41 protein-coding genes and 2 pseudogenes are annotated in these 21,019 nt (G+C 65.1%); 41 read left to right on the top strand and 2 right to left on the bottom strand.

What is annotated here, in order from left to right; translation table 11 throughout:
* Positions 1 to 109 precede the first annotated feature (109 nt).
* Positions 110 to 223, top strand: a pseudogene (locus BO226_RS27270) (SDR family oxidoreductase); the annotation flags it as partial.
* Between the two features lie 38 nt (positions 224 to 261).
* Positions 262 to 1,650, top strand: a complete 1,389-nt coding sequence (locus tag BO226_RS19790) for a recombinase family protein (protein ID WP_071935960.1) — start codon at positions 262 to 264, stop codon at positions 1,648 to 1,650.
* Here BO226_RS19790 and BO226_RS28770 read toward each other — a convergent pair.
* Positions 1,613 to 2,113, bottom strand: a complete 501-nt coding sequence (locus tag BO226_RS28770; protein WP_156895362.1) for an ImmA/IrrE family metallo-endopeptidase — start codon at positions 2,111 to 2,113, stop codon at positions 1,613 to 1,615. The two genes, BO226_RS19790 and BO226_RS28770, sit on opposite strands and share 38 nt — an antisense overlap.
* Positions 2,067 to 2,489: a helix-turn-helix domain-containing protein gene (locus BO226_RS19780; protein ID WP_071935958.1), complete on the bottom strand. Its 423-nt coding sequence runs from the start codon at positions 2,487 to 2,489 to the stop codon at positions 2,067 to 2,069. The genes BO226_RS28770 and BO226_RS19780 overlap by 47 nt, the downstream gene beginning before the upstream one ends.
* A 108-nt stretch (positions 2,490 to 2,597) precedes the next feature.
* Here BO226_RS19780 and BO226_RS19775 point away from each other — a divergent pair, with 108 nt between their 5' ends.
* The 39 genes and pseudogenes from BO226_RS19775 to BO226_RS19605 all read left to right on the top strand — a co-directional run bounded on the left by BO226_RS19775 (position 2,598) and on the right by BO226_RS19605 (position 20,993).
* Positions 2,598 to 2,849 carry an XRE family transcriptional regulator gene (locus BO226_RS19775; RefSeq protein WP_232238002.1) on the top strand — a complete coding sequence of 84 codons (252 nt, stop codon included), beginning with the start codon at positions 2,598 to 2,600 and terminating at the stop codon, positions 2,847 to 2,849.
* A 233-nt stretch (positions 2,850 to 3,082) separates the two neighbouring features.
* Complete coding sequence (locus BO226_RS19770) at positions 3,083 to 3,391, top strand: hypothetical protein (RefSeq protein WP_071935957.1); 309 nt, start codon at positions 3,083 to 3,085, stop codon at positions 3,389 to 3,391.
* A complete protein-coding gene (locus BO226_RS19765; protein WP_071935956.1) occupies positions 3,388 to 3,600 on the top strand; it encodes a hypothetical protein in 213 nt (70 codons plus the stop codon). Before BO226_RS19770 ends, BO226_RS19765 begins: the two co-directional genes overlap by 4 nt.
* 193 nt (positions 3,601 to 3,793) lie before the next feature.
* The gene (locus tag BO226_RS19760; protein ID WP_071935955.1) at positions 3,794 to 4,051 is read left to right on the top strand and encodes a hypothetical protein; all 258 of its coding nucleotides are present in this window, start codon (positions 3,794 to 3,796) and stop codon (positions 4,049 to 4,051) included.
* A complete protein-coding gene (locus BO226_RS19755) occupies positions 4,048 to 4,236 on the top strand; it encodes a hypothetical protein (protein WP_071935954.1) in 189 nt (62 codons plus the stop codon). The genes BO226_RS19760 and BO226_RS19755 overlap by 4 nt, the downstream gene beginning before the upstream one ends.
* Complete coding sequence (locus tag BO226_RS19750; protein ID WP_071935953.1) at positions 4,233 to 4,463, top strand: hypothetical protein; 231 nt, start codon at positions 4,233 to 4,235, stop codon at positions 4,461 to 4,463. The genes BO226_RS19755 and BO226_RS19750 overlap by 4 nt, the downstream gene beginning before the upstream one ends.
* A 379-nt stretch (positions 4,464 to 4,842) precedes the next feature.
* Positions 4,843 to 5,016, top strand: a complete 174-nt coding sequence (locus BO226_RS27265; protein WP_156895290.1) for a hypothetical protein — start codon at positions 4,843 to 4,845, stop codon at positions 5,014 to 5,016.
* A 48-nt stretch (positions 5,017 to 5,064) separates the two neighbouring features.
* Positions 5,065 to 5,883, top strand: a complete 819-nt coding sequence (locus BO226_RS19745) for a hypothetical protein (RefSeq protein WP_071935952.1) — start codon at positions 5,065 to 5,067, stop codon at positions 5,881 to 5,883.
* Positions 5,880 to 6,260, top strand: coding sequence for a hypothetical protein (locus tag BO226_RS19740; protein WP_071935951.1), 381 nt, complete (start codon positions 5,880 to 5,882; stop codon positions 6,258 to 6,260). The genes BO226_RS19745 and BO226_RS19740 overlap by 4 nt, the downstream gene beginning before the upstream one ends.
* Positions 6,257 to 7,036 (top strand): hypothetical protein, encoded by a 780-nt coding sequence (locus tag BO226_RS19735; RefSeq protein ID WP_071935950.1) that lies wholly within the window; start codon positions 6,257 to 6,259, stop codon positions 7,034 to 7,036. The genes BO226_RS19740 and BO226_RS19735 overlap by 4 nt, the downstream gene beginning before the upstream one ends.
* Positions 7,033 to 7,278, top strand: a complete 246-nt coding sequence (locus BO226_RS19730) for a hypothetical protein (RefSeq protein ID WP_156895288.1) — start codon at positions 7,033 to 7,035, stop codon at positions 7,276 to 7,278. Before BO226_RS19735 ends, BO226_RS19730 begins: the two co-directional genes overlap by 4 nt.
* On the top strand, positions 7,275 to 7,403 hold the full coding sequence (locus BO226_RS28470) for a hypothetical protein (RefSeq protein WP_269666618.1): 129 nt from the start codon (positions 7,275 to 7,277) through the stop codon (positions 7,401 to 7,403). The genes BO226_RS19730 and BO226_RS28470 overlap by 4 nt, the downstream gene beginning before the upstream one ends.
* Entirely contained in the window at positions 7,400 to 7,675 is a 276-nt protein-coding gene (locus BO226_RS19725) for a hypothetical protein (protein WP_071935948.1), read from the top strand. The genes BO226_RS28470 and BO226_RS19725 overlap by 4 nt, the downstream gene beginning before the upstream one ends.
* Positions 7,672 to 7,926, top strand: a complete 255-nt coding sequence (locus BO226_RS19720; protein ID WP_071935947.1) for a hypothetical protein — start codon at positions 7,672 to 7,674, stop codon at positions 7,924 to 7,926. The genes BO226_RS19725 and BO226_RS19720 overlap by 4 nt, the downstream gene beginning before the upstream one ends.
* Positions 7,923 to 8,135, top strand: coding sequence for a hypothetical protein (locus BO226_RS19715; protein ID WP_071935946.1), 213 nt, complete (start codon positions 7,923 to 7,925; stop codon positions 8,133 to 8,135). Before BO226_RS19720 ends, BO226_RS19715 begins: the two co-directional genes overlap by 4 nt.
* Entirely contained in the window at positions 8,132 to 8,500 is a 369-nt protein-coding gene (locus BO226_RS19710) for a hypothetical protein (protein ID WP_071935945.1), read from the top strand. Before BO226_RS19715 ends, BO226_RS19710 begins: the two co-directional genes overlap by 4 nt.
* A complete protein-coding gene (locus BO226_RS19705) occupies positions 8,497 to 8,769 on the top strand; it encodes a hypothetical protein (RefSeq protein ID WP_071935944.1) in 273 nt (90 codons plus the stop codon). Before BO226_RS19710 ends, BO226_RS19705 begins: the two co-directional genes overlap by 4 nt.
* The gene (locus tag BO226_RS19700; protein WP_232238001.1) at positions 8,766 to 9,194 is read left to right on the top strand and encodes a hypothetical protein; all 429 of its coding nucleotides are present in this window, start codon (positions 8,766 to 8,768) and stop codon (positions 9,192 to 9,194) included. Before BO226_RS19705 ends, BO226_RS19700 begins: the two co-directional genes overlap by 4 nt.
* Complete coding sequence (locus BO226_RS19695) at positions 9,191 to 9,511, top strand: glutaredoxin family protein (protein ID WP_083543689.1); 321 nt, start codon at positions 9,191 to 9,193, stop codon at positions 9,509 to 9,511. Before BO226_RS19700 ends, BO226_RS19695 begins: the two co-directional genes overlap by 4 nt.
* The gene (locus BO226_RS28465; protein ID WP_269666617.1) at positions 9,508 to 9,630 is read left to right on the top strand and encodes a hypothetical protein; all 123 of its coding nucleotides are present in this window, start codon (positions 9,508 to 9,510) and stop codon (positions 9,628 to 9,630) included. The genes BO226_RS19695 and BO226_RS28465 overlap by 4 nt, the downstream gene beginning before the upstream one ends.
* Positions 9,627 to 9,821, top strand: coding sequence for a hypothetical protein (locus tag BO226_RS19690; RefSeq protein ID WP_071935943.1), 195 nt, complete (start codon positions 9,627 to 9,629; stop codon positions 9,819 to 9,821). Before BO226_RS28465 ends, BO226_RS19690 begins: the two co-directional genes overlap by 4 nt.
* A gap of 41 nt (positions 9,822 to 9,862) precedes the next feature.
* Positions 9,863 to 10,654, top strand: a complete 792-nt coding sequence (locus tag BO226_RS19685) for a phage antirepressor KilAC domain-containing protein (protein ID WP_071935942.1) — start codon at positions 9,863 to 9,865, stop codon at positions 10,652 to 10,654.
* Entirely contained in the window at positions 10,651 to 10,878 is a 228-nt protein-coding gene (locus tag BO226_RS19680; RefSeq protein ID WP_071935941.1) for a hypothetical protein, read from the top strand. The genes BO226_RS19685 and BO226_RS19680 overlap by 4 nt, the downstream gene beginning before the upstream one ends.
* Complete coding sequence (locus tag BO226_RS19675) at positions 10,875 to 11,219, top strand: hypothetical protein (protein ID WP_071935940.1); 345 nt, start codon at positions 10,875 to 10,877, stop codon at positions 11,217 to 11,219. Before BO226_RS19680 ends, BO226_RS19675 begins: the two co-directional genes overlap by 4 nt.
* The gene (locus BO226_RS19670) at positions 11,219 to 11,410 is read left to right on the top strand and encodes a hypothetical protein (protein WP_071935939.1); all 192 of its coding nucleotides are present in this window, start codon (positions 11,219 to 11,221) and stop codon (positions 11,408 to 11,410) included. The genes BO226_RS19675 and BO226_RS19670 overlap by 1 nt, the downstream gene beginning before the upstream one ends.
* A gap of 52 nt (positions 11,411 to 11,462) precedes the next feature.
* Entirely contained in the window at positions 11,463 to 12,377 is a 915-nt protein-coding gene (locus BO226_RS19665) for a hypothetical protein (RefSeq protein WP_071935938.1), read from the top strand.
* 38 nt (positions 12,378 to 12,415) lie between these two features.
* Positions 12,416 to 13,339, top strand: coding sequence for an HNH endonuclease domain-containing protein (locus BO226_RS19660; RefSeq protein ID WP_071935967.1), 924 nt, complete (start codon positions 12,416 to 12,418; stop codon positions 13,337 to 13,339).
* A 314-nt stretch (positions 13,340 to 13,653) separates the two neighbouring features.
* Positions 13,654 to 14,382 carry a hypothetical protein gene (locus BO226_RS19655; protein ID WP_071935936.1) on the top strand — a complete coding sequence of 243 codons (729 nt, stop codon included), beginning with the start codon at positions 13,654 to 13,656 and terminating at the stop codon, positions 14,380 to 14,382.
* Positions 14,379 to 14,825 carry a DUF6221 family protein gene (locus BO226_RS19650; protein WP_071935935.1) on the top strand — a complete coding sequence of 149 codons (447 nt, stop codon included), beginning with the start codon at positions 14,379 to 14,381 and terminating at the stop codon, positions 14,823 to 14,825. Before BO226_RS19655 ends, BO226_RS19650 begins: the two co-directional genes overlap by 4 nt.
* Positions 14,822 to 15,010 carry a hypothetical protein gene (locus BO226_RS19645; protein WP_156895284.1) on the top strand — a complete coding sequence of 63 codons (189 nt, stop codon included), beginning with the start codon at positions 14,822 to 14,824 and terminating at the stop codon, positions 15,008 to 15,010. Before BO226_RS19650 ends, BO226_RS19645 begins: the two co-directional genes overlap by 4 nt.
* Positions 15,000 to 15,365, top strand: coding sequence for a hypothetical protein (locus tag BO226_RS19640; RefSeq protein WP_071935933.1), 366 nt, complete (start codon positions 15,000 to 15,002; stop codon positions 15,363 to 15,365). The genes BO226_RS19645 and BO226_RS19640 overlap by 11 nt, the downstream gene beginning before the upstream one ends.
* 127 nt (positions 15,366 to 15,492) lie before the next feature.
* On the top strand, positions 15,493 to 15,675 hold the full coding sequence (locus BO226_RS19635) for a hypothetical protein (RefSeq protein ID WP_156895282.1): 183 nt from the start codon (positions 15,493 to 15,495) through the stop codon (positions 15,673 to 15,675).
* On the top strand, positions 15,675 to 16,037 hold the full coding sequence (locus tag BO226_RS19630; RefSeq protein WP_071935931.1) for a hypothetical protein: 363 nt from the start codon (positions 15,675 to 15,677) through the stop codon (positions 16,035 to 16,037). The genes BO226_RS19635 and BO226_RS19630 overlap by 1 nt, the downstream gene beginning before the upstream one ends.
* Before the next feature lie 122 nt (positions 16,038 to 16,159).
* Positions 16,160 to 16,546 carry a hypothetical protein gene (locus tag BO226_RS19625; protein ID WP_071935930.1) on the top strand — a complete coding sequence of 129 codons (387 nt, stop codon included), beginning with the start codon at positions 16,160 to 16,162 and terminating at the stop codon, positions 16,544 to 16,546.
* Positions 16,547 to 16,601: 55 nt separating this feature from the next.
* A complete protein-coding gene (locus BO226_RS19620; RefSeq protein WP_232238000.1) occupies positions 16,602 to 18,023 on the top strand; it encodes a terminase in 1,422 nt (473 codons plus the stop codon).
* A gap of 14 nt (positions 18,024 to 18,037) precedes the next feature.
* Positions 18,038 to 19,438: pseudogene (locus BO226_RS28765) on the top strand (phage portal protein family protein); the annotation flags it as partial.
* Positions 19,344 to 20,015, top strand: coding sequence for a head maturation protease, ClpP-related (locus BO226_RS26790; RefSeq protein WP_156895296.1), 672 nt, complete (start codon positions 19,344 to 19,346; stop codon positions 20,013 to 20,015). The pseudogene BO226_RS28765 and the gene BO226_RS26790, both read left to right, overlap by 95 nt.
* 26 nt (positions 20,016 to 20,041) lie before the next feature.
* Entirely contained in the window at positions 20,042 to 20,551 is a 510-nt protein-coding gene (locus BO226_RS26785) for a phage protease (protein WP_198040579.1), read from the top strand.
* A gap of 1 nt (position 20,552) precedes the next feature.
* Positions 20,553 to 20,993, top strand: coding sequence for a hypothetical protein (locus BO226_RS19605; RefSeq protein WP_071935927.1), 441 nt, complete (start codon positions 20,553 to 20,555; stop codon positions 20,991 to 20,993).
* Positions 20,994 to 21,019 lie beyond the last annotated feature (26 nt).

Genomic DNA, 21,019 nt, shown 5'->3' with positions numbered 1-21,019 from the left:
GCGTCGAAAGGACCCGAATCGCCGAAATCGCCTTTGGGCTCGCGTCGATCGGAGGCGGGATCGTCACGAGACACGCCGGCTGGTCGAGGCGGAGGGCGCCAAGGAACATCTGGTGCACTACACGACCAGCAAGCACGCCCTCGTCGGGATGGCGCGGGCCTTCGCCGCCGAACTCGGACAGCACGACATCCGGGTCGACAGCATCCACCCGGGCGCGGTGAACAATCTTAAGTGTCAATACAGGGATGTATTGTTTGGCTTGTGCGCGCCATCATCTACTGCCGAGTCAGCAGCGACCCAACAGGGCGAGGCCGCTCCGTCTCCGAGCAGGAAGCCGAGTGCCGTGCAGTGTGCGAACGTGAGGGCTGGGAGATCTCAGAAGTCCTTACAGACAACGACATCGGTGCATCGCGTTTCTCCGGGAAGGACCGCCCTGCGTGGCGCCGACTGCACGATACGCTCGGTGCCGGCGATGTTCTGGTCACGTGGGTTGCGAGCCGTGCACAGCGCGACCTCGAAGCGTACGTACAGTTACGGAACCTCTGCGCCGACCGTGGTGTCCTATGGTCGTACAGCGGCCGCACCTACGACCTGAACCGCGGTGACGACCGATTCACCACCGGACTGGACGCGCTCCTGTCCGAACGTGAAGCTGAGAACATCCGCGAGCATGTTCTCCGCGCGGCTCGGGCCTCCGCGCTCGCCGGACGACCCCACGGGAAGATCCCGTACGGATACCGAGCTGTGCGCGACCCAGAGACCGGTCGGATCGTTGAGCGAATTCCAGATGGAGCCGGGTCGCTGATTGTGCAGGAGGCGGCACGCCGAATCCTTGCGGGCGAGACACTGCATGCGATCACTCGCGACTTCCGGGAACGCGGCACTCCTCCTCCGCCCGGCGCCCAGACATGGCGGCCTCAGATGATCAAGAGAATGGTTCTCCGTCCGACATACGCTGGCATTCGCGTGCACCAGGGTGCCCCGGTCGGAAAGGGCAAATGGGAGCCACTCATTACGCCGGAGGACCAAGAGAAACTGACCGCGATTCTCACCGATCCGACGCGGGTGACCCACCGCGGGGTGGCGCCGCGGCACCTTCTGACAGGGATTGCGCTCTGCGGTGTCTGCGGAGAACAGTCCGGCAGCACCATGCGACGGATCAACAGGAAGGGCCACGAAGCCTATCACTGCAATGAAAACGGTTGCGTCACCAGGAAAATGAAGCCTCTCGATGAGTACGTCACAGCGGCTGTCATAGGTCGACTCGAGGAGCCATCGCTGATTGGTACGATCGGCGCAACAGGCACCGAAGCTGCTGACTTGTACGCCCAGGCTCGAGTGCTCCAGGCCCGACTTGACTCGTTCATCAAAGATGGGATCGAGGGTCTGGTTTCCTCCGCTGTCGTCGGGCAGGCGGAGAAAACCCTCGTCCCGCAAATCGAAGAACTTGAAGTCCGCGCTCGGAGAGCTGCATCGTCACCCATTGTGGGCGAGATGGCCGGCCCTCAAGCTGAGGCACGATGGTACGAAGCCAGCATCGAACACCGTCGCGAAGTAGTGCGCACACTCGTCAAGGTCGAGATCCTGCCTGTCAGGGGAACTCGTCGGGTGTTCAACCCCGAAGATGTTCGGTTGACCTGGCAGAAATGAGACGTCGCCCTGTGTACCGGCCTGCACGGTACATATTTCGCCACGCAAGAATGATCGGCTCTGTGACATCAAGTTCGTAGGCGAGCATTCTGACGTTTGGGCCGTGAATCTGTTCGGCGCGAGCGTACTCGTCCGCCGTGATCAGCAACCGCGCAGCGTACTCGTCGGCTTGTCGTTCCTGCCGTGCTTTCAGATAAGGATCGCAACTGCGGATGTGGCGATAGAAGGCATGGCCGAGCTCGTGAGCGAGGACGCCGCGTTTGCGCCGGCGAGTCAGCCCGGGTCTCAGGACGATAGTTCGCGTTTCATCGTCATAGTGCCCCGCGCGGCCCCGGAGGGGGCGACCCTCGACGACTGTCACGCCGAGGGTCGCTGCCACTGAAATCAACCTGCTCACCAACGAGATCGTGTCCTTTCTACGGGATGTACCCGTGATCGTCTTCCTCTCCGTCCTCGTAATCATGTTCATAAGAGACGGCCCGAAGGTGGAGATCGTCACGATTCGATGAAACGTTGCTTGGAGTCTCGGTGAACACCGACCCAGTGCCGGCGTTCATGCGCCGGTCGATCTCCGTGAGGAGCTGACCGTTCGTGGCACGGCGCAATGCCTCCTCCACGCCTAGGCCTTCTACATCTGCCCGTTTGAGGTATCCAGTGGCCACGAGTTCGTCTGCAGCCTTATGGCCATAGGCCCGGGCGAGCGCGATGACGTTCTCGGGGCGGATGCCTCCTCGCGAGAGCTGCTTGGTGATGGTGCTCTGATCAATGCCGATCTTGCGTGCGGCCGTTCGGATGGAATCGCCGTTGAGCAGCTTCTCGAGCCATTGCCTATGTTCCATGTGATGAATCCTGTCATCACGTGACCCCGATCGTCAATCCCTAGGCGTGGAAAAAATTCCTCAATTGTTGACACCAATCCTCAACTCGAGGCATACTGTCATCGTTCGATGACAAACGTCCTGGAGGCCAGAGTGAAGATGCGTGCAGAGCTTGAGCCCGGTCTGATCGATCGACTCAAGCGAGACCACAACTTCGGCACTGACGAGCAGCTCGCCGCAGCCATACGCTGCAATGTCGCCGACGTTGACGCACTCCGCAACGGATCCGAGCCGTCCTACGTGACGATCCTCGCCATTGCCACCATCACCGGCCGAGAGACATTCGATTTTGTTCGCCGTGTTAATTCGGACGCGGCATGACAGACGAGGAACTCGAACGCATTCGTTCAGCAGGTAGAGCGCAAGGCAGGTCCCAGTGGGGCAAGCCGCTCCCAACGCGGACGGTCCAGGTGTTGCGCCTTATTGCTGAGTCGATCTCAACAGCGTCAACCGACACTGCCGCTTAGTCCGTCCGGAACGAAGCAAACAAGAAAGAAGCCGCCAGCTGATACCGCAGCTGACGGCTACCGACACCGAACAGACAAGGAAGCCCGATGTCGAGCACCAACATTACCCGCCCCAACGTCGCCGTGCTCGAGCCGGTCGACACCCCGATCTTCGACGAGCTGACCGCCCACTTCTTCACTACGCCCGTCGACACCGCCTACTTCTTCACCACCCCCGCCAAGTCCGACGTTCTCGACGCCCAGGTCGTCGACGTCAACGACACCGAGCTCGTCGAGGACGTCATCGTCGACGGCCCCACTGGCATTGAAATGTGGCTGTGGATCCTTGCCCTCAGCGCAGTCATCTGCGGGATCGGATTCCTGTACATCATCGGCGCGACAGGACGCATCGCATGATCACCGACGACGCGACCGAACCGGTCATCTTCGACAGCCGGATCCTCTGGCACCTCGCCAAGGGCACCCGATTCGTCGAACTCGACTCCGGTCGCGTCTTCACCATCGGCGACCGGCCCGGACGACTGTGGCGCGGCAACACCCCCTGCACCGTCGAATCCCTCGACATGCCCGTGCAGATCCGCAGCCTGCCGGAGACCAAGAAGTGAGCGCCCGCCGGCGCAGGTGCCCAGGACACCCGCACAGACTCCTGCACGCGAACACCTTCGCCTGCTCCGAGTGCTGGAGACGGTTGCCCGACCACCTGCGCCGGCCCGTCCTCGCGACCCTCGGCAAGTCCGCGTCGCGAGGAAAGACCGAAGCCTGGAACAACGCAGCCGCCTACCTCGGAAGCCGATCATCATGACGACGAACGACCTCACCGACATCGATCTCCGCGCTGTAGCAAACGAACTCGGACCGCAGTACGCCATCCTGCACTGTCCGCCGATCACCCTGCCGTGGTTCTCGAGCGACGAGAGCGCCGTGATCGCCTTCGACGAGGCCACCGGCGTCCGTATCGCCACCACCGGCCCGCTGAGCCGCGCAACCCGCATCGAGCTGGCGACCGCACTCGTCGCCACGATCCTCGAAGACCCGGAGCAGGGGAGCGACCGATGAGCCACGGTCTCGAGAAGAAGCGTCAGGACGTCGGCGGATACCCGGCCGATGGCTACCCGCCCCCGGGTGTCGTTGTCGACCGGATTCAATCCCTGCTGCGTACGTGGAGCCAGTTCGGCACCGGCGGCGAGGACAACATGATCGCCGAGCTGCACGAGGCCCTCGGAACGGATGCGAACCGATGACCGACAACCTCGACGGGCCGCTGCCCAAGAAGACGCTCAACCTCTTCACGATCGCCGAGGTCCTCCTTGTCGTCGCCGTCCTGACCTTCGCTGCACTCGACTGGGGCTGGCTTGTCCTGCTCACCGGCTGGGCGCTGCTGAACGTCGCCTTCGTCCGCGCTCGTGTCCTCCGCGTCTACCGCCGCGAGCTCGTCGATGCAGCGAACAACGGAGCGAGAATCCAGTGACCAATACCTCGCCAATGTTCAGCGCATTCGCCCTGTGCCACCTGTGCGCCGGGGTCGTCGTCGACGAAGAACAACACCAACGCTTCCACGAAGGGATCGTGAAGGCGTTCGAGGACCGAGACAAAGCTGTTCAGAAGGGTTTCAAGCAGCATGCCGACGCGGTCCGACGAGTGCTGCGCAGAGCGGGATTAGTGAAGCCGGAACCGAAACCTCGACCACGGACACCGCCTACGGACGTGCAAGGCGGAATGTGCAGTAAGTGCGCTGGAGGGCTCGTCACCGCCGGCATCGACCCTCAGATCCCAACCCGGAAATCCGATGCGACCGTGCCGTATCTGGTCTGCGTCGGATGTCTTCGTGAGATCCGCCGGGGCTGACCGTGACCGACGATCCCCACGCGAAATACCGCGTCACAGACAGCGTTCCGGTTGCATCCGCGATCTTGTCAGCCGCGGCGAACGTGCCACCCGTCGTCCGGCTCTGCTCGGTCTGCGACGAGCAGCTGCCCGCCGGCGTCGTCAAGCACGTGCAGTGCCGGGCCTGGACTGCCTGAGATCCCCAGTCCCCTCGAAACGCCACACCCCGCACCGGAAGGACAGCAGTGACCACCATCTGCGTCTCCACCCACGACCTGCGACGCGCATGCACCGCAGTCGTCCCGCACGCCAACCCGAAGATCGAGATCCTTGACCGGGTGCGCTTCACCATCGACCCGCACAACATCACGCTCACCGCCACCGACGGCTGGACATCCGGACTTGCCATCGTCTCCATCTGGGAAACCGAGAACGACATCATCCCGATCCCCGAGGACGGCATTCTCGTCGATCTCGCGTCCGAGCAGATCCGCAAGATCCTTTCCGTCTTCAAGGCGCCGGCCGACAAGGGCGACGAGCCCGAAGCGATCCTGCAGATCGAGGTCGGCGACAACTACGTGAAGATCGCCGACGTCTCCGGCCTGCCCGGCATCGACGGCCAAGCCCTTGAGCTGCCCCGCATGGACACCTACACCGGGTTCGCGGACGTCGCCCACACCATCTCCCGCATCCGCTGCATGCCCGAAACTGCGCTCACCACCGTGAACATGAGTCCGAAGATCGTGTCCGCGTTCACCGCAGCCGCCAAGGCCTACAACGAAACGATCCAGATCACCGCACACTCCGAGTCCCGGACGCTCACCGTCGTCATCGGCGAATCGTTCCTCGGACTCCTCACCCCGGTGCAACTCACCGACGAAGAACGCGCGCGTCACCTGCAGTGGGCCGACGCGTGGGACGTCCGGCTGCCGGCGGCCGACTCGCTCCCACGCAATGCAACGAAGGACACCACCATCACCTCGGTGCTCAAGGAGGGTGCCGGGCTCCTGGTCGAGGCCGGCGTGACGTCGATCAGCTTCTCGGCGAAGGACGGCGACCAGTGAGCACCGAGACGTACATCCTCACCGGCACCGCCCGTGACGCACTCGAGTCGCTTCTCGACGGCCTTGACCCAATCACCGAAGCCACCCCTGCTCGCGAGCAGCCTGCCCGGCGCGAGCTGCAGCAAGTCCCCGTCCCGGTCCATGAGTTCGCCGCGGTCCGCAACCGGATGTGGGCGATGCGCGACTACCCGGACCCTCCGGAGGGCCTCGTGAAGATCCTCGCCGCGGCGATCGTCTCGTGGGAGCAGGAATCCTCCTCGCCCCACACGAGCGTCGAGGCCGCGACCACCTTCCGTGCGTGTGCCTGGGAACTCCGCCAGATCCTCAAGGACTTTCCCGAACAGACCGCTCAGATCACCAAGGAGCAGACCCGATGACCGACCGCCCGATCGTGTTCCTCGACACCGAGACCAACGGACTGCACGCCGACCGTCGGCCGTGGGAGATCGCGTGGATCCGCCGCGACGTAGACGGCACCGAAACCGAACAGTGCTTCCAGATCGCCGACGTCGACAACACCAATGCCGAACTGAAAGGCCTGCAGGTCGGTCGGTTCCACGAACGATTCAAGGGCGGACCGAAGGCATCGTGGTCGCTCACCATCGAGAGCGCTCTGGTGCCGCGCGATCAGCGGGCCATTCTCCTCGAGGTTGATGCCGCGATAGAGGTCGAGAAGGCAACCCGCGGCGCGATCATCGTCGGCGCGGTCCCGAACTTCGACACCGAGACCCTCGCCGCCATGCTCCGCCGACACAAGCTCTGCCCGTCCTGGCACTACCAGCTCGTCGACGTCGAAACCCTCGCCGCCGGATGGCTCGCTGTCAATTCCGCGCTGTGCCCCGCAGACTCACCCGCCCTCACCGAGAAGAGGACCCAGCGGTACGAGAAGGAACAGCAGCTCCGGGATGCCTACAAGGACGGCAACTTCGAGAAGATCCAAGCCGCAGAGAAGGCGGTCTGCGACGCGCAGGACGCCGAGAGTCGCGAGTGGGAGAAGTCTGCAGCCGAGTTCGTCGCCCCGCCGTGGCGCTCGGACGATCTCTCACGAGCCTGCGGAGTTGAACCACCAACCGAGGACGAACGGCACACCGCGCTCGGTGATGCCCGCTGGGTGAAGCGTTGGTACGACCACATCATGGGCGGTGCAGCATGACCATGTCCTCCACCCTCGAAGTCTGGGACTGCCGTAAGTGCGAGTCGATCCGCTCCGCCCCGTGCGGCGGCGTGTGCCTGCCCGCAGACAACGTCTCGCGCGAATCGACCCGGCCACTCGCCACGCACGGAGCGGCGCACCACGCCTGGGTCGCCTACGCCGAGTCCCAGGGATACGACCGCGCCGAAGCCGAAGCCATGACCACGCTCGAGCTGATCGCTGCGCTCGGAGTCGGACTGTGAACGCCGCGGCCGCCGCCGTCGTCGTCGCGTGCGTCGCCCTCGCGACCGGCACCGGCCTCGGCGTGTACCGCTTCGCGGTGTGGTTCGCCGGCACACAGGACGACCGGGAGCAGGTGTGGGGATGAGCGACTACAGGGGAGGGGATCCCGGTGCCGATCCCGCCGACGAATGGGATGCCTCAGATCGCGAATCGTATTCCGCCGGCGGATGGATTCCGGGCGGTCAGATCATTGTCGATCTGGACCCCGAGGAGTGCATCGTTGCTCGCCGCGAAGGGAAGTGGCAGTGCATCCGTGCCCACGACCACGGCGACCAGCCGGTCGTCAACACGCTCAACCTCTGTGAGACAGACCTGTTCGTAGAGGCGGCCAACCGCGACAGAGAAGAGAAGTCATGAGTGCCATCGACGACTACCGCAAGACCATCACAATCGGCCCCGACGGAATCCGCGTCGGCGACACGCTCCTGCCCGGATGTATCGGGCGCGACATCATCGTGCGACCGGACGCGGGACTCAAAGACCATTGGACCGTCGAACTAGTCCTCCTGACCGGAATGCCGCCCGTATTCGAAGGGGGCGTAACCCTCGGCCCCGACGACACCGTAATCAGCGCCGCCGAGACGGCACCTGAAGACGGTTCGCAGTGAAGAACCCCGACAAGGCCCGCGCACGCGAAGTGCGGATCAGCGGACAGCTCGCAGAGACGATCGCCGCGCACGCCGTCCGAGCGATCGGCCCCCAGGGAACCGTCCTGAAGGTCACCGACGAAGCGGATGCCTCGCTGATCCGAGCAACGTTCATCGCCCGGCTCGCCGAGACCGCAACGAAACTCGCGAACGGAGAACCCCTCAAATGAGCATCCGAGACGAATTCGCCCAGGAGTTCAAGAAGCACGCGATGCGCTCTTGGGACTCCAGGAAACCCGCCGAGGAACAGACGGTGTGCCAGTGCGGATGGGTGGGCGGTGACCTCCTGGGACACCAGCTCAACGAGGTCTCAAAACGATTCGGCATCGTCGAACTGCCCGAGCCGGAGAAGGACAAGTGGGGCAACCCCGACTTTTCCAACGAACACATTCGCCTGACCGTGTACTCGTACTCCCGCACTCAGCTCGAGGTTCCCGAGTACTTCGGCGTCAACGACGGCGTCAACTCATTCCAGTTGCGGGACCTGGCTGCTCGGTGTCTCGCAGCCGCGAACCGAGCGGAGGCACAGTCGTGAGCGATCCGACGACCCCCGAAACGCGCACGATCCGCGTCGAAGTCGCTATCAACACCGACAACCTGCGGAAGTGGGCCGAGTGGCACGCCGACCACCGCCACCCTGACGTCGCACACGCGCTCTACCGAGCGGCTGAACGCTACGACGACCAGGCATCCGCTCTTGACCGTGTCCGCGCGCTCACGGTCAACCCGGACGGCACCCCGCATGGAGCAAAAGCGCTGATCCCTCTGTGGAGGATCTGCAAAGCCTTGGACGGTGACGCATGAGCGATCCGACGACACCCGAAGGTCGCGCCGAACTTCGCGAGCAACTCGGTCTGTACATCCTCGACCTCGACTACACCGAACCGCCGCTGTCCATGAACAAGCGAATGCACTGGGCACCCCAGTCACGCATCATCCGCGAGATCCGCACGAAGGCATGGCTCCTCGCAATGCAAGCCAAGGTCCCCACGGGATGCGAACACGTCACCGTGTGCCTCCACTACCGGCCAAAGATCAACCGCCGGCAGGACGAGGACAACCTCGTGCCCATCCTCAAAGCCGCCTGCGACGGACTCGTCGACGCCGACGTCGTCCCGGACGACACACCGAAGTACATGCAGAAGCTGATGCCAGTGATCCACCCAGCCGAGAAGGGCCGCGCCGGCACGATCTGGCTGACCATTGCCCCGATTGGAGACTCCCAGTGACCAACCCTGTTCCCGTGACCCTGTTCGCGAAGACGACCGGCTGCCAGCAGTGCGTCGCCACGAAACGCCACCTCGACCGCCAGGGCACCCCGTACGAACTGCGCTACGTCGACCAGGACCCGGAGGCCGCCGCCGCGGTGAAACTCCTCGGCTACCAGGCCGCACCGGTCATCGTGGCCGGCGACATGCACTGGACCGGATTCCGACCGGACAAGCTCAACGCGCTCGGGCGCCTGCACACGATCGCCGCAGACATCGCCGAGCTGGACGCGACAGCCGAAGCCTGGCTCACCGAGCTCGAATCGAGCGCGGCATGAAGACACTCGCGACCATCGCCGGGATCGGAAACCTGTGCACCGCCGGCGTGCTGACCATGTCCGCCATCGTCTTCGACATGACCGGCACCGCCCTCATCCACCTCGGAGAAGACAAATGACCCCCGAAGAGAAGCGCGCAGTCGCCGCGCAGGTCCTCACTGAGCGCGCGGACGAATTGGAGGGCATGGCCACCCGATTCAAGGCCGAAGACCCCCTCGTGGGAGCGGCAGCGAGCGTCATCGTCGACCACCTACGGGGCTACATCAAGTACCGGCTGCCATACGACTTCGAAGACCTCGACCACGACTGACAACCCCCACCCGCCGAGACTCAGGAAGGACCGGAACCGACATGAGCACTCTCGACCTGTTCGCCCCCGTCGACGCGTTACCGTTCGACGCCATCCGCCAGGTCCGCGCCGACGGCACCGAGTTCTGGTCCGCTCGCGACCTCATGACCGCCATGGCGTACGGCCAGTGGAAGAACTTCCTCACTCCACTCACCCGCGCATGGAAGACGGTAGAGAACCAGGGGCACGACCCGGAGACCCACTTTTCCCGATCGGGAAAAGTCGCCCCGTCCGGACCCGCTGCCCAGGATTACGAACTCACCCGGTTCGCCGCCTACCTCATCGCGATGAACGGTGACCCGCACAAGCCGGAGGTCGCCGCGGCGCAGGCGTACTTCGCGATCCAGACCCGCATCGCCGAGACCACCCCGGCACGGCCCGCGGTCCCGCAGACGTACGCCCAGGCCCTCCGCGCGGCAGCCGACGAGGCAGAACGCGCGGAAGCCGCAGAACGGAAGGTCGCCGAACTCGAGCCTCGCGCGCAGGTCGCCGACGAACTGATGAACGCCGAAGGGCTCTACACACTCCAGGCCGCCGCGAAGGCCATGCACTGGGGTCCGAACGTGTTCTTCCGCGACCTACGTCGACTGGGGATCCTGCAGAGCAACAACCTGCCCTACCAGCGGTACGCACATCACTTCGAGGTGAAACTCGGCACCCGTCAGCACCCAAAGACGAAAGAGACGATCCCGACCACGCGCACGTTTGTGAAGCCATCTGCGCTGCCGTTCCTGCGGAAGAAGCTCCACGGCGTCGATGAGCCGGTGCAGTTCGTGAACGGAGCAGACGCATGACCCCGCCCCGCGACCTCGCCGACGCGCAGACCCGCATCGACCAGCTCGAACAGCAACTGTCTGAGATTCGCGTCTACGCCGAGCGAATCCGAACCGACGACATCAACGCGGTAGAGCTCCCCGGGGATCCCGACCGCATGATCGTGATCGTCGCGATCTTGGCCGCCATGACCGGCGTCGGTGACCGCATCCTGACGATCCTCGACGGGAAGGCTGACCGATGAGCAAGTACTGGATGGACACCTACTGCGCCGCGACCCTCGAAGCCGCACCCGGCCACAAATGCCTGTGTACGCACCACCGCCCCCTCCACCCCAGCCCGCACCGATGCGCCTGCGGACACCTGTGGGGCGACCCGTTCGTGGAGATGACCTACGACGAACAGCGCGCCTTCCTCGGCTTGAAGGACGTGCGGGGGGAACTGGCCTGGCAACGGATCGGTCGTCAGTTCAAGGGCATCGCGGCGGCATTCCAGAAGCTCGGAGAGGACATCCGTGTCAGCCTCAAGCTCGCCGGCGTCGACCCCGATGACCCGGACAGCTGGGCGTTGGCAGGGGAGAAGTAATGGCCATCGTCGATGCGCGAGCGCGCTTCCTCGCCGCAATGACCACTGAGTGCCCGGTGTGCTGGCGCGACTGCACTCTCACCGATGCCCGCAAGGTCCGGTTCCACCGCGACACCCGTGGCGAATCCTGCCCGATGTCCGGCAAGGAACTGCCGCCGCACCCGCTGGAACCGCTCACACCACGCCGCTGACCGACCGCCTCACCTCCCGATTCGCCGCCTGCCATCCCGAAGGACACCTCCGATGAACGAACGCCACCGCCCACGGATCTTTACCGCACCGAAGCTCTGGGATGAAGAATCGATGCTCGCCGCGGACTTTGCTTCGGTCAGCGAGGTCGCTGATCGGCCGCTCGATACGTGGCAGCACTTCGTGCTCGAGAAGGCCGCACGCATCATGCCCAGGCCTGCCGGTGTGCCCAGGCCTTCCCGACCCGCCTGGTCTGCATCTGAAGTCGGTGTCCTCGCCGGCCGACAGAACGGCATGACCGCTCTCGCCGAATCCCGCGAGCTCGGCGGCATGTACGTCCTCGGCGAGAACGTCGTCCACACCACCGTGAATCGTGAGTCAGCGCGCAATGCGATGATCCGGACAGCCCGGATCATCAAGTCCTGCCCTCACCTGGACCGCCTGGTAGAGACGATGTACTGGACTCGAGGTGAGGAAGAAATCAGGCTGGTCCTCGGCGGATCCATCAAGTTCCGTGCCCGCGGCAGCGCCCGTTCGATCGACAGCGCGCACGGTGCCGACCTGCTCGTCATCGATGACGCCACGGAGATCGATGACTTCTGGTGGATGAGCGCCGTCGGCGCCCGGCCTGAGAGCTGGCGTCGCACCGCGCAGCAGGTCTGGTACCTCGGCACCGCCGTCGACCGGACACGACACCCCCGCGGCCGGGTGTTCTCACGGATCCGGCATCGCGGCCTGACCCGAACCGACCCGTACCTGTGCTGGGTCGAATACTCCGCGCCCGACGACCGCCACGACGACGGGACGCTCCGGATCGACCCGATCGCCCGGTACCGGATCAACCAGGCCAACCCCAGCGCGCGTGCTCGCTACGAGGTGATTCAGCACCTCTACCACCTCCTGGACCTGCGTACCTACGAGACCGAGTTCCTCGGCATCGGCGATTGGCACACCCCCGAATCCGCCTGACCCGACGGTCCTCGATCTGAAACACACGAAGAGGTGCAGTGTTCTTCCAATGCGATGATCAGCTCCCGACATCCCGAAAACACCGGGAACTGATCGAACAAGTTCTCCACAACCGACTCGACGGCATCGCCGCGATCGGACTGTGGACGATGGCCGGCACCGACTGCCAGGCCGCAGGAGGCGACGGCGTCGTCAAACGCGCCGACACCATCCGGATCATGCTCGACCCCCGCGTCGCCGACCACCTCGCCGCGCAGCTCGTCGCCGTCGGACTCTGGCACGCACCCGGCCACGACTGCCCACGCTGTCCCCCCGTCGCCGACGGAACATACCTATTTCACGACTGGTTCGACCTCGGCTACGACCCCGCAGCGAAAGTCGACATCACCCGCCGCAAACGGAAGGAGCTGAAAGACGCCGTCATCCTGAACTCGGTCTGGGCACGCGACTGCATCGACCCTGCGAAGCCGAACGAAGCGAAGTGCCGCTACTGCGGCACCGTCGTCCGCCGCAAGGACACCCGATCGCAGACCGGCCGCCGACCCCAACTCGACCACGTCGACCCCACCCGCGCAGACGGCGCACGCAACATCGTCGTCTCCTGCGCGGACTGCAACGGCCGCAAAGGCAACCGCACCCCCGCCCAGGCGGACATGGTCCTGCTGCCACCGCCCCGTGCCAACGTCTCGCCGCAACCGACCGCTGCTGAGTCCGTCTCGCCGCACCACACCGACGCTGAGCCCGTCTCGCCGGCACCCGCCGCCGCAGAGACCAGCTCGCCGGTGAACCGCGCCGCAGAGACCACCTCGCCGGTCACACGCGCCGCTGAGAACATCCGCACGACCAGCAGTGACGCGACCAAATCCCGACCAAATCCGGACCACACACCCGACCACCCGAAACGAGGTGTCCCGCGCGGGCGACGCGCGCGGGCGCGGGCATGGAGGGTTAGGGCAGGGTAAGGGTTCTTGTACTGGGTTACCCGAGCAAGAACCTCACGTGAGATCTCCTCGCAAACGACGTCGACGCGGAAAAGGCAGATCCCACCACCAGACCGAGACTGCCTATCCCAGCCAGCAGGTCACCTCACCTCCCGTCATTCCCACACCCCAGTGGGATGCCGGCCCCGCACCCGAAGTCCCGACCCCAGGTCGGTTCGGATCCCCGTGGCACGGATGGACCGGACCCCCGTCGACCGTCGGCGACGAGACCGATTGCCCAACCCACCATCTGCCCGAGCCGTGCTGGAAGTGCGCACCGCCGGAAGGACACCCGCATGACCACTGACCAGACACCGACCCACGCCTGCCGCGCCGGCGGATTCTGCCGCGGCCGCACCCGCGACCCCGAGACCGGCCAGTGGATCCCGGCCCTGACCATCCGACCCCGGTTCCTGTGCGAGGGCTGCATCCGCGCCGTCACCGCCGCGGCCACCGCGCTGTGGCAGGACTACCTCGCCCTGTACCGAGCCTTCGGCGACACCAGCATCACCGGCCCGGCCACCGGACCGCGCGTCACCTCGCCGACACCCGCGGTCCCGGTGAACGTGCACACCGACGCACTCATGGGCGAGATCGCTGATACCGCACACCGATGCGCCACCGTCATCGCCGAACGCCTCGCACTCGACACCGATCCGGACGAACGCGCCGTCGGACACAACCTCGACCTGGTCGAGAAGAACATCGAGGTCCTGCTCATGGTCCCCGAGCACGACGCGATGGTCTGGCTGCCCGGTGGCGAACAGTGGGAGTCCACTACCCAGGACGGGGTGAGCCTCGCGCTGCGCCTGGTCGACCTGCACCGCCGCGCCTCGTCGACGCTCGGCGTGACCCGTGGTCGGGATCGGATGCCGTTGCCGTGCCCCCGCTGCGAAGAGTCTCAGCTCGGTCGCTGGCACGGCAGTGAGCTGATCGACTGCCTCGCGTGCGGATGCTCGTGGACCGAGTTCGACTACCGACGCATGACCACCATCCTCGCCACCGACTACCAGGAGTTCGCATGACGATCATCGAGTTCATTGAAGCCCGTATCGCCGAAGACGAGCAGATCGCAACCAAAGCCGGGACAGGCAAGTACGCCCGGTGGGATTACGCAGGTGACTGTGACTCCGCATCGAATGGCGAGGTGTACTACCCCGACACACGGACCGTCATCAGGCACATGAACGGCCACGAGTCGATCAGCTATGACTGCGTCACTTGTGACAGCGAGGGATTGACACCTTCGGTGACTGAGGAGATAGGCCCGCACATCGCTCGCCACGACCCGGCCCGCGTGCTGCATGAGGTTGAAGCGAAGCGAAAGCTGCTCGATCTCAGTCGCCGGTGGCTGGTGTCCCGTGGGGGTCAGGACGGTGAGATGAGCCGGAAGAACGCTCTCGACATCCTCCGCCTACTGGCTGCGCCGTACTCCGATCATCCCGACTACCAGAAGGAGTGGGCGTGAACATCCTCCACATCCCGCACCATTGCGAACTTCCGTCCATCAGTTCCTACCCGTACAACACCGTGATGGAGTGCGAGGACTGCAGCCAGATCTGGGTAAGGAAATACGGCGAGTGGGTTCGACTGAGTTGGTATCACTTCGAAGCCCGGCGACATCTGGTGAAGAAGCGGACCGATGAGCGCTGACCCGTGGCCATGGCCGGCCGACACCCAACTCGACCGCGCCCGCCGTATCGCCCAGTCCTACCGCGAGGCACTGCTCGAACTCGACGCCGCTCGGTGTATGCAGCTCGATGACCGTGCCCGATCACTGGGACAGCCGTGGGTCGTGCCCGAGTTGCTCACCATCGACCATGACACCGTGATGAATGCGACCGACCTCGCGGTCGAGCTCCACATCCCGGCCGCGACTATTCGAGGGTGGGCACACCGCGGCGAGTTACCCAAGATCCCGATGATCCGCGGTGTCGGATACCGGTTCGGTGACGTGCTCGAACTCATGGCAGCTCGTCGTCGATCCCGCATCGGCCGACGCAACTGACACGCGGAGAACGAACACTGGCTTGCACTCGTGAAGTGTTTCAGCAACACTGGTGCCAACGGCCGACGTGTATCTCGAACACGTCGGCCGAAGTGTTTTCCACAGCAGGCGAGCGGGGGTGAACCTCGTGAGCGATGAGGCGACCATCGAGCTGTGGCCGGTCAACATCCGAACCGGACTGTGGTGCACCACCTGTCACTTGCCGAGCATGGTCGAGTTCGACCTGGCAATGATCGGGAACGAAGGCGTGACCGTGATCGGTGAGACCAGCAGCGTGTGCACCGAGTGTCCGAGCGAAGGCCCCGACTGATGTCGACGACGACCGCCCGCGGATTGGGTTGGGATCACCAGAAGACCCGGGAACGACTGCTGCGTAACCACGTCGACGGCACACCGTGCTGGTGGTGCTCGCTGCCGATGTTCCGCAACCGCACCAACAACTGGGACCACGACCCGACATCGAACGATCCGGCCTCCGGATCGCTTGCCGCCGACCACAGTCAGGCGCGAGTGCACGGCGGAACCCAGGCCGATCGACTGCTCCACGGCACCTGCAACAAGGAGCGCCAGGACGGCCGGCGGGACCATCTTCGGCCTGCTGTCACCGGCCACCGAATCGGCGCCGAGGAGAGTGAAGAACCGCTCGGCATTAGGCTGCTTCCCTGGCCCTGACCTGCGGATATACCCCACCCCCGAAAATTATCGAGGGGGTGGGGGTCTCCTGACTGGCCTCTTCCTCAGTCAGGAATCTCTCTCCGACATTTTTTTCCACAGACCAAATCGGAGGTGAAAAAGTGACGACCGACACGCCTCCGGACGACGGCCTCGACGCCGAACCCACCCCCGAAAACGACGACGATCAGACCTTCGATCCCGACGTTCTGTCGGTGGCCGAGGCGGCGCGAAGCGGATCACGGCGCGCGCTGATGGTGGCGATTCGAGACCGGATCGCGGAAGCGGTGACGGACAGCGACTGCCCACCGCGAGATCTGGCGTCGCTGACGAAGCGACTGCAGGACACCGCGAACGAGATCGAGGCGATCGATGCGCGAGCTGCAGAGGACGTTGAGAACGACCCCGGTCGGATCCGGGAGTTGGAGGCAGCGTTGCGTGCGGTCGCTCCCGGTCACCCGCTACTGACAGGCAGTGTCGATGACAGGTTCGACGCGTCGACTCTCTGAGGTTGCACGTCATCTGGTGATCCCGGAGGGGATTGTCACCTCGAATTTCCCTCGGGTGTATCGCCGCCTGCAGGACGTCGGTGTCTCGTTCGATCGGTGGCAGGAAGGCTTCGGCCAGATCGCGCTCGGGTGCAACGCGGCGGGGAAGTACGCCGCATCGGTCGGCGGTGTGGTCGCCTCGATTCCGCGTCAGGTCGGCAAGACCTACACGGTGGGCAACCTGATCATCGGCATGTGCCTGGAGTTCCCAGGCCTGCGCGTGATCTGGACCTCGCACCACAACCGGACGACGACGAACACCTTCCGCTCGATGCAGTCGATGGTGCGCAAGAAGAAGATCTGGCCGTACGTCGCCGCGATCCGCACTGCCAACGGTGAACAGGAGATCGTCTTCACCAACGGGTCGATCATCATGTTCGGCGCTCGCGAGCAGGGCTTCGGTCGAGGCATGGAAGCCATCGACGTCGAGGTGTTCGACGAGGCGCAGATCCTCGGCGTGAAGGCGCTCGAGGACATGGTGCCGGCCACCAACGCGGCGAAGAATCCGCACGGTGGTCTGCTGTTCTTCATCGGCACACCACCGCGCCCGACCGACGACGGCGAATCGTTCACGAAGAAACGGAAGAAGGCGCTCGCCGGGCTGACAGACGGTCAGGTGTACGTGGAGATCTCCGCGGACCCGGACACCGACCCGGACGACCAGTCGAAGTTCGGCACGTTCAACCCGTCGTATCCGCACCGCACTCCGCTGGAGTCGATGCTGCGTATGCGGGAGAACATCCCGGATGACGAAGCCTGGCGCCGTGAGGCGATGGGCATCTGGCCGGATGACGACGACCAGGGCCCGCCCACATGGCAGCTCGTCACCGAGCTGCAGTGGCACGGACTCGTGGACTTCCCGGAACTGACCGGCACGATCGGCGCGGGCATCGCCCGCGTCGGCTCCCGGTGGGTGATCGCCGGTGCGCAACGCACCGTCGACGACCGGATCCACGTCGAGGTCGGCTACATGCGTACGGCAACCAACCCCGAGATCGTCGACCTGATCGGGCGGATCGACGACGTGCTCGAACCGTGCGCGATCGCCACTGACAGTCGTTCACCGGCCGCGGTGCTCGAACCGATGATGAAGACCGCCGGCATCGAACTGATCAAGTCCACAACGAACCAAGCGGCGCTGATGAGTCAGGGATTCGTCGACGACGCCGAGGACGGACTGATCAGCCACACCGGTCAGCGTGAACTCGGCTACGCGCTCGAACACGCAGCCAAACGGTCGCTGCCCCGCGGGGACTGGGTCGTTGACGCCGGGGGAGACCCCGAAGTCGCACCGATGCTGGCCGTGATCATCGCTCGATGGGCGCTGATCACCTTCGAATCCCGCGTGGCCGGCGCATCGGCCGCACCGACATTCGAGCGCACCAACCATGCCGGTGGACCGGTCGACTCGTTCGACCCGTTGACCGCCGCGTTCTAGACGAGGAGGTGACCATGGCTGAAACCGCACGTCCCTCAACAGAATTGGGATACGTACACGGTGGTGGAACCGAGTGGCAGCAGTGGGACCACACCGAGAAAGTCCCCGAGCTGCAGTGGCCCGAGTCGGTGAACGTCTTCAGCCGGATGGGCCGCGAGGACGGCCGAGCCTCCTCCCTGCTGCGAGCGATCGGTCTGCCGATCCGCCGCACCGGATGGCATCTCGACCCGAACGGCGCCCGTGACGAGGTCGTCGAGTTCGTCGCCCGCAACCTTCGGCTCGGGATCAAAGGCTCGGACTACCAGCCGACGACGCGCACGCGCGGACGCTTCTCGTGGCGTAGTCACCTGCAGCAGGCGCTCCTGATGCTGCAGTACGGGCACAGCTTCTTCGAGCAGGTCTATCAGTTCGACCAGGACGGAAGGATCAGTCTGCGCAAGCTCGCGCCCCGTCCGCAGCGCACGATCGCGAAGATCAACGTCGCGCTCGACGGTGGTCTCGAGTCGATCACGCAACAGCCGCCCGTCGGAAAGCTCACCGCAGCCTCGGCCATCCCGGACGGATTCACCATCCCCGTCTCGAGACTGGTCGCCTACGTGCACGAACCGGACCCCGGTCAGTGGCAGGGCAACTCGATCCTGCGGCCGGCCTACAAGCACTGGATCCTCAAGGACGAGTTCATGCGTACCCAGGCCGCCGCGGCCCGCCGCAACGGCATCGGCGTGCCGGTCGGTACCGCAGCCAGCGCCACCGACCAGGTCGAGGTCGATCACATGCGCGACCTGGCGTCGAACTTCAAGGGCGGCATGACCTCCGGCGTCGGTCTCGCCAATGGCCAGAAGCTCGAGCTGCTCAGCGTGCAAGGTGTGCTGCTCGACATTCAGAAAGCGATCGACTACCAGGACAAACAGATCGCTATCGCGGGCCTGGCGCACTTCCTGAACCTCGACACCGGTGGTTCGTTCGCAATGGCCAGCGTGCAGGAGGGCACGTTCACGCAGTCGGTGCAGACGCTCGGCGAGACCATCGCAGACGTCGGTACCGCTCACGTCGTCGAGGACCTCGTCGATCTGAACTGGGGCGAGGACGAGCCCGCACCGAAGATCGTGTTCGACGAGATCGGCTCGCGCCAGGACCTGACCGCATCCGCACTGAAGATGCTCATCGACGCCGGACTGATCCGCCTCGACCGGTCGCTCGAGGAGTACACGCGGCAGCAGTACGGACTGCCGGCCAAGGACACCCCGCCCCCATCCGAGCCGTGGACGCCCCCTTCCGGCCCGACCGAAACCGAGGGACGACCACGTGAAGGAGACGACCATGACCATCCGCAACGGTGCCGGAGCACCCGGACGATCACGCGAGTGGTGCCGGATCAACGCGAAGGCCGGCGCCGCCACCGAGATCCTGATCTACGACGTGATCGGCAGCTACTGGCTCGACACCGACGCGCAGACAATCGCCACCCAGATCAAGGAGCTCGACTCCGACGAGATCGTCGTCCGGATCAACTCGCCCGGCGGCGACGCGTTCGACGGCATCGCGATCATGAACGCGCTGCGCGCGCACTCGGCGAAGGTCACCGTCCGAATCGACGGCCTGGCCGCGTCGGCCGCGTCGGTCATCGCAATGGCCGGAGACGAGATCATCATGGGCGAAGGCTCGCAGATGATGATCCACGAAGCGTGGCTCTACACCTCCGGCACCGCCGACTACCTGCGCGCCGAGGCCGACCGTCTCGACAAGATGACCGACTCGATCACCGCGGTCTATGCCCGCCGGGCCGGTGGGGAGTTCGACGAGTGGCGCGCACTGGTCGCCGCCGAAACCTGGTTCACCGCGGACGAAGCAGTCGCCGCCGGCCTGGCCGACAAGGTCGGTGCCAGCGCACCCGCCAGCGGTGAACTGTCCGCAGCGTTCAACCTCTCGCAGTTCCGTTTCGCCGGCCGGGAACATGCCCCGGCCCCCGGATCCCCTCTGCCGAGGCGGTAGAGGACACCAACAGGAAGGAGGGCATCGTGCCCACCCTCAACGAAACTCTCGCCCAGCGCCTCGGCATCAACGCCGACGCCACCGACGAGACCATTCTGGCCGCCCTCGACGAGGCGCTCGCCGAGCAGGCACAGGAAACCGGAACCCAGGCATCCGCCGGCACCAGTGCCCCGACCGCCGAGCAGGTCGCTACCTACATGGAGCGCCACGGCCTCGTCGCCGTCGACCGTGCCCAGCACGAGGACTACATCGCCGCGGCCAACGAAGGCCGTGCAGCTCGCGCCCAGCAGCTCCGCGAAGCCGACGAGGCACTCGTCGACGGAGCGATCCGTGCCGGAAAGTTCGGGCCCGGCCGACGCGAGCACTGGCTCAACTCCTTGCAGCGCGACCGCGAGGGCGCCACCGAGGCCATCAACAGCCTCGCCGCCGGTCTCGTGCCGCTCGAGGAGGCCGGCCACGGCGTCGACCCGGAGCCCACCGGCGGTGCGGACTTCGCGGCCGTCGACAAGTTCAAGAACTGGATCGAGGAGAACTGACATGGCTGCAGTCACACAGGTCACCCAGGGTGGCCCCAAGAGTTTCATCCCGGCCGAGGTCATCCTCGGTGGCCAGCTCGTCGAGGCCCGCACCGGCGGCCGCGTCGGCGTCGCCACGGCCGACAGCGTGAAGGTGCTCGGCGTCGCACTCACCGACGGGCAGAGCCCGGAGACGGCGCAGGGCGGAACCACCGTCGACGCGATCGGACGCCCGATCATCAACGCGATGCCAATCCCCACCGTCGTCTCCGTCGCCTACGCAGGCACCGAAACGAAGGTGACCTACTCGGCCGCGGCCACGTTCGGCGACAAGCTGGTCTCGACTGGTTCCGGCAAGGTCGGTCCGGCCCCGGTCGATGCCACTGCCGCCGAGATCGTCGGCATCTGCACCCAGCCCCAGGGCGTGGCCGCCAACGCGGTCGGCCTCATCCGGATCGCCTGATCCCTCACTTCCCCAGGAGACAATCA

The sequence above is a fragment of the Rhodococcus sp. 2G genome, from assembly GCF_001886355.1.
GTDB lineage: Bacteria > Actinomycetota > Actinomycetes > Mycobacteriales > Mycobacteriaceae > Rhodococcus > Rhodococcus pyridinivorans.
The sequence above is the reverse complement of the archived record's forward strand: the minus strand, read 5'-3'. Positions and strand labels throughout refer to the sequence as shown.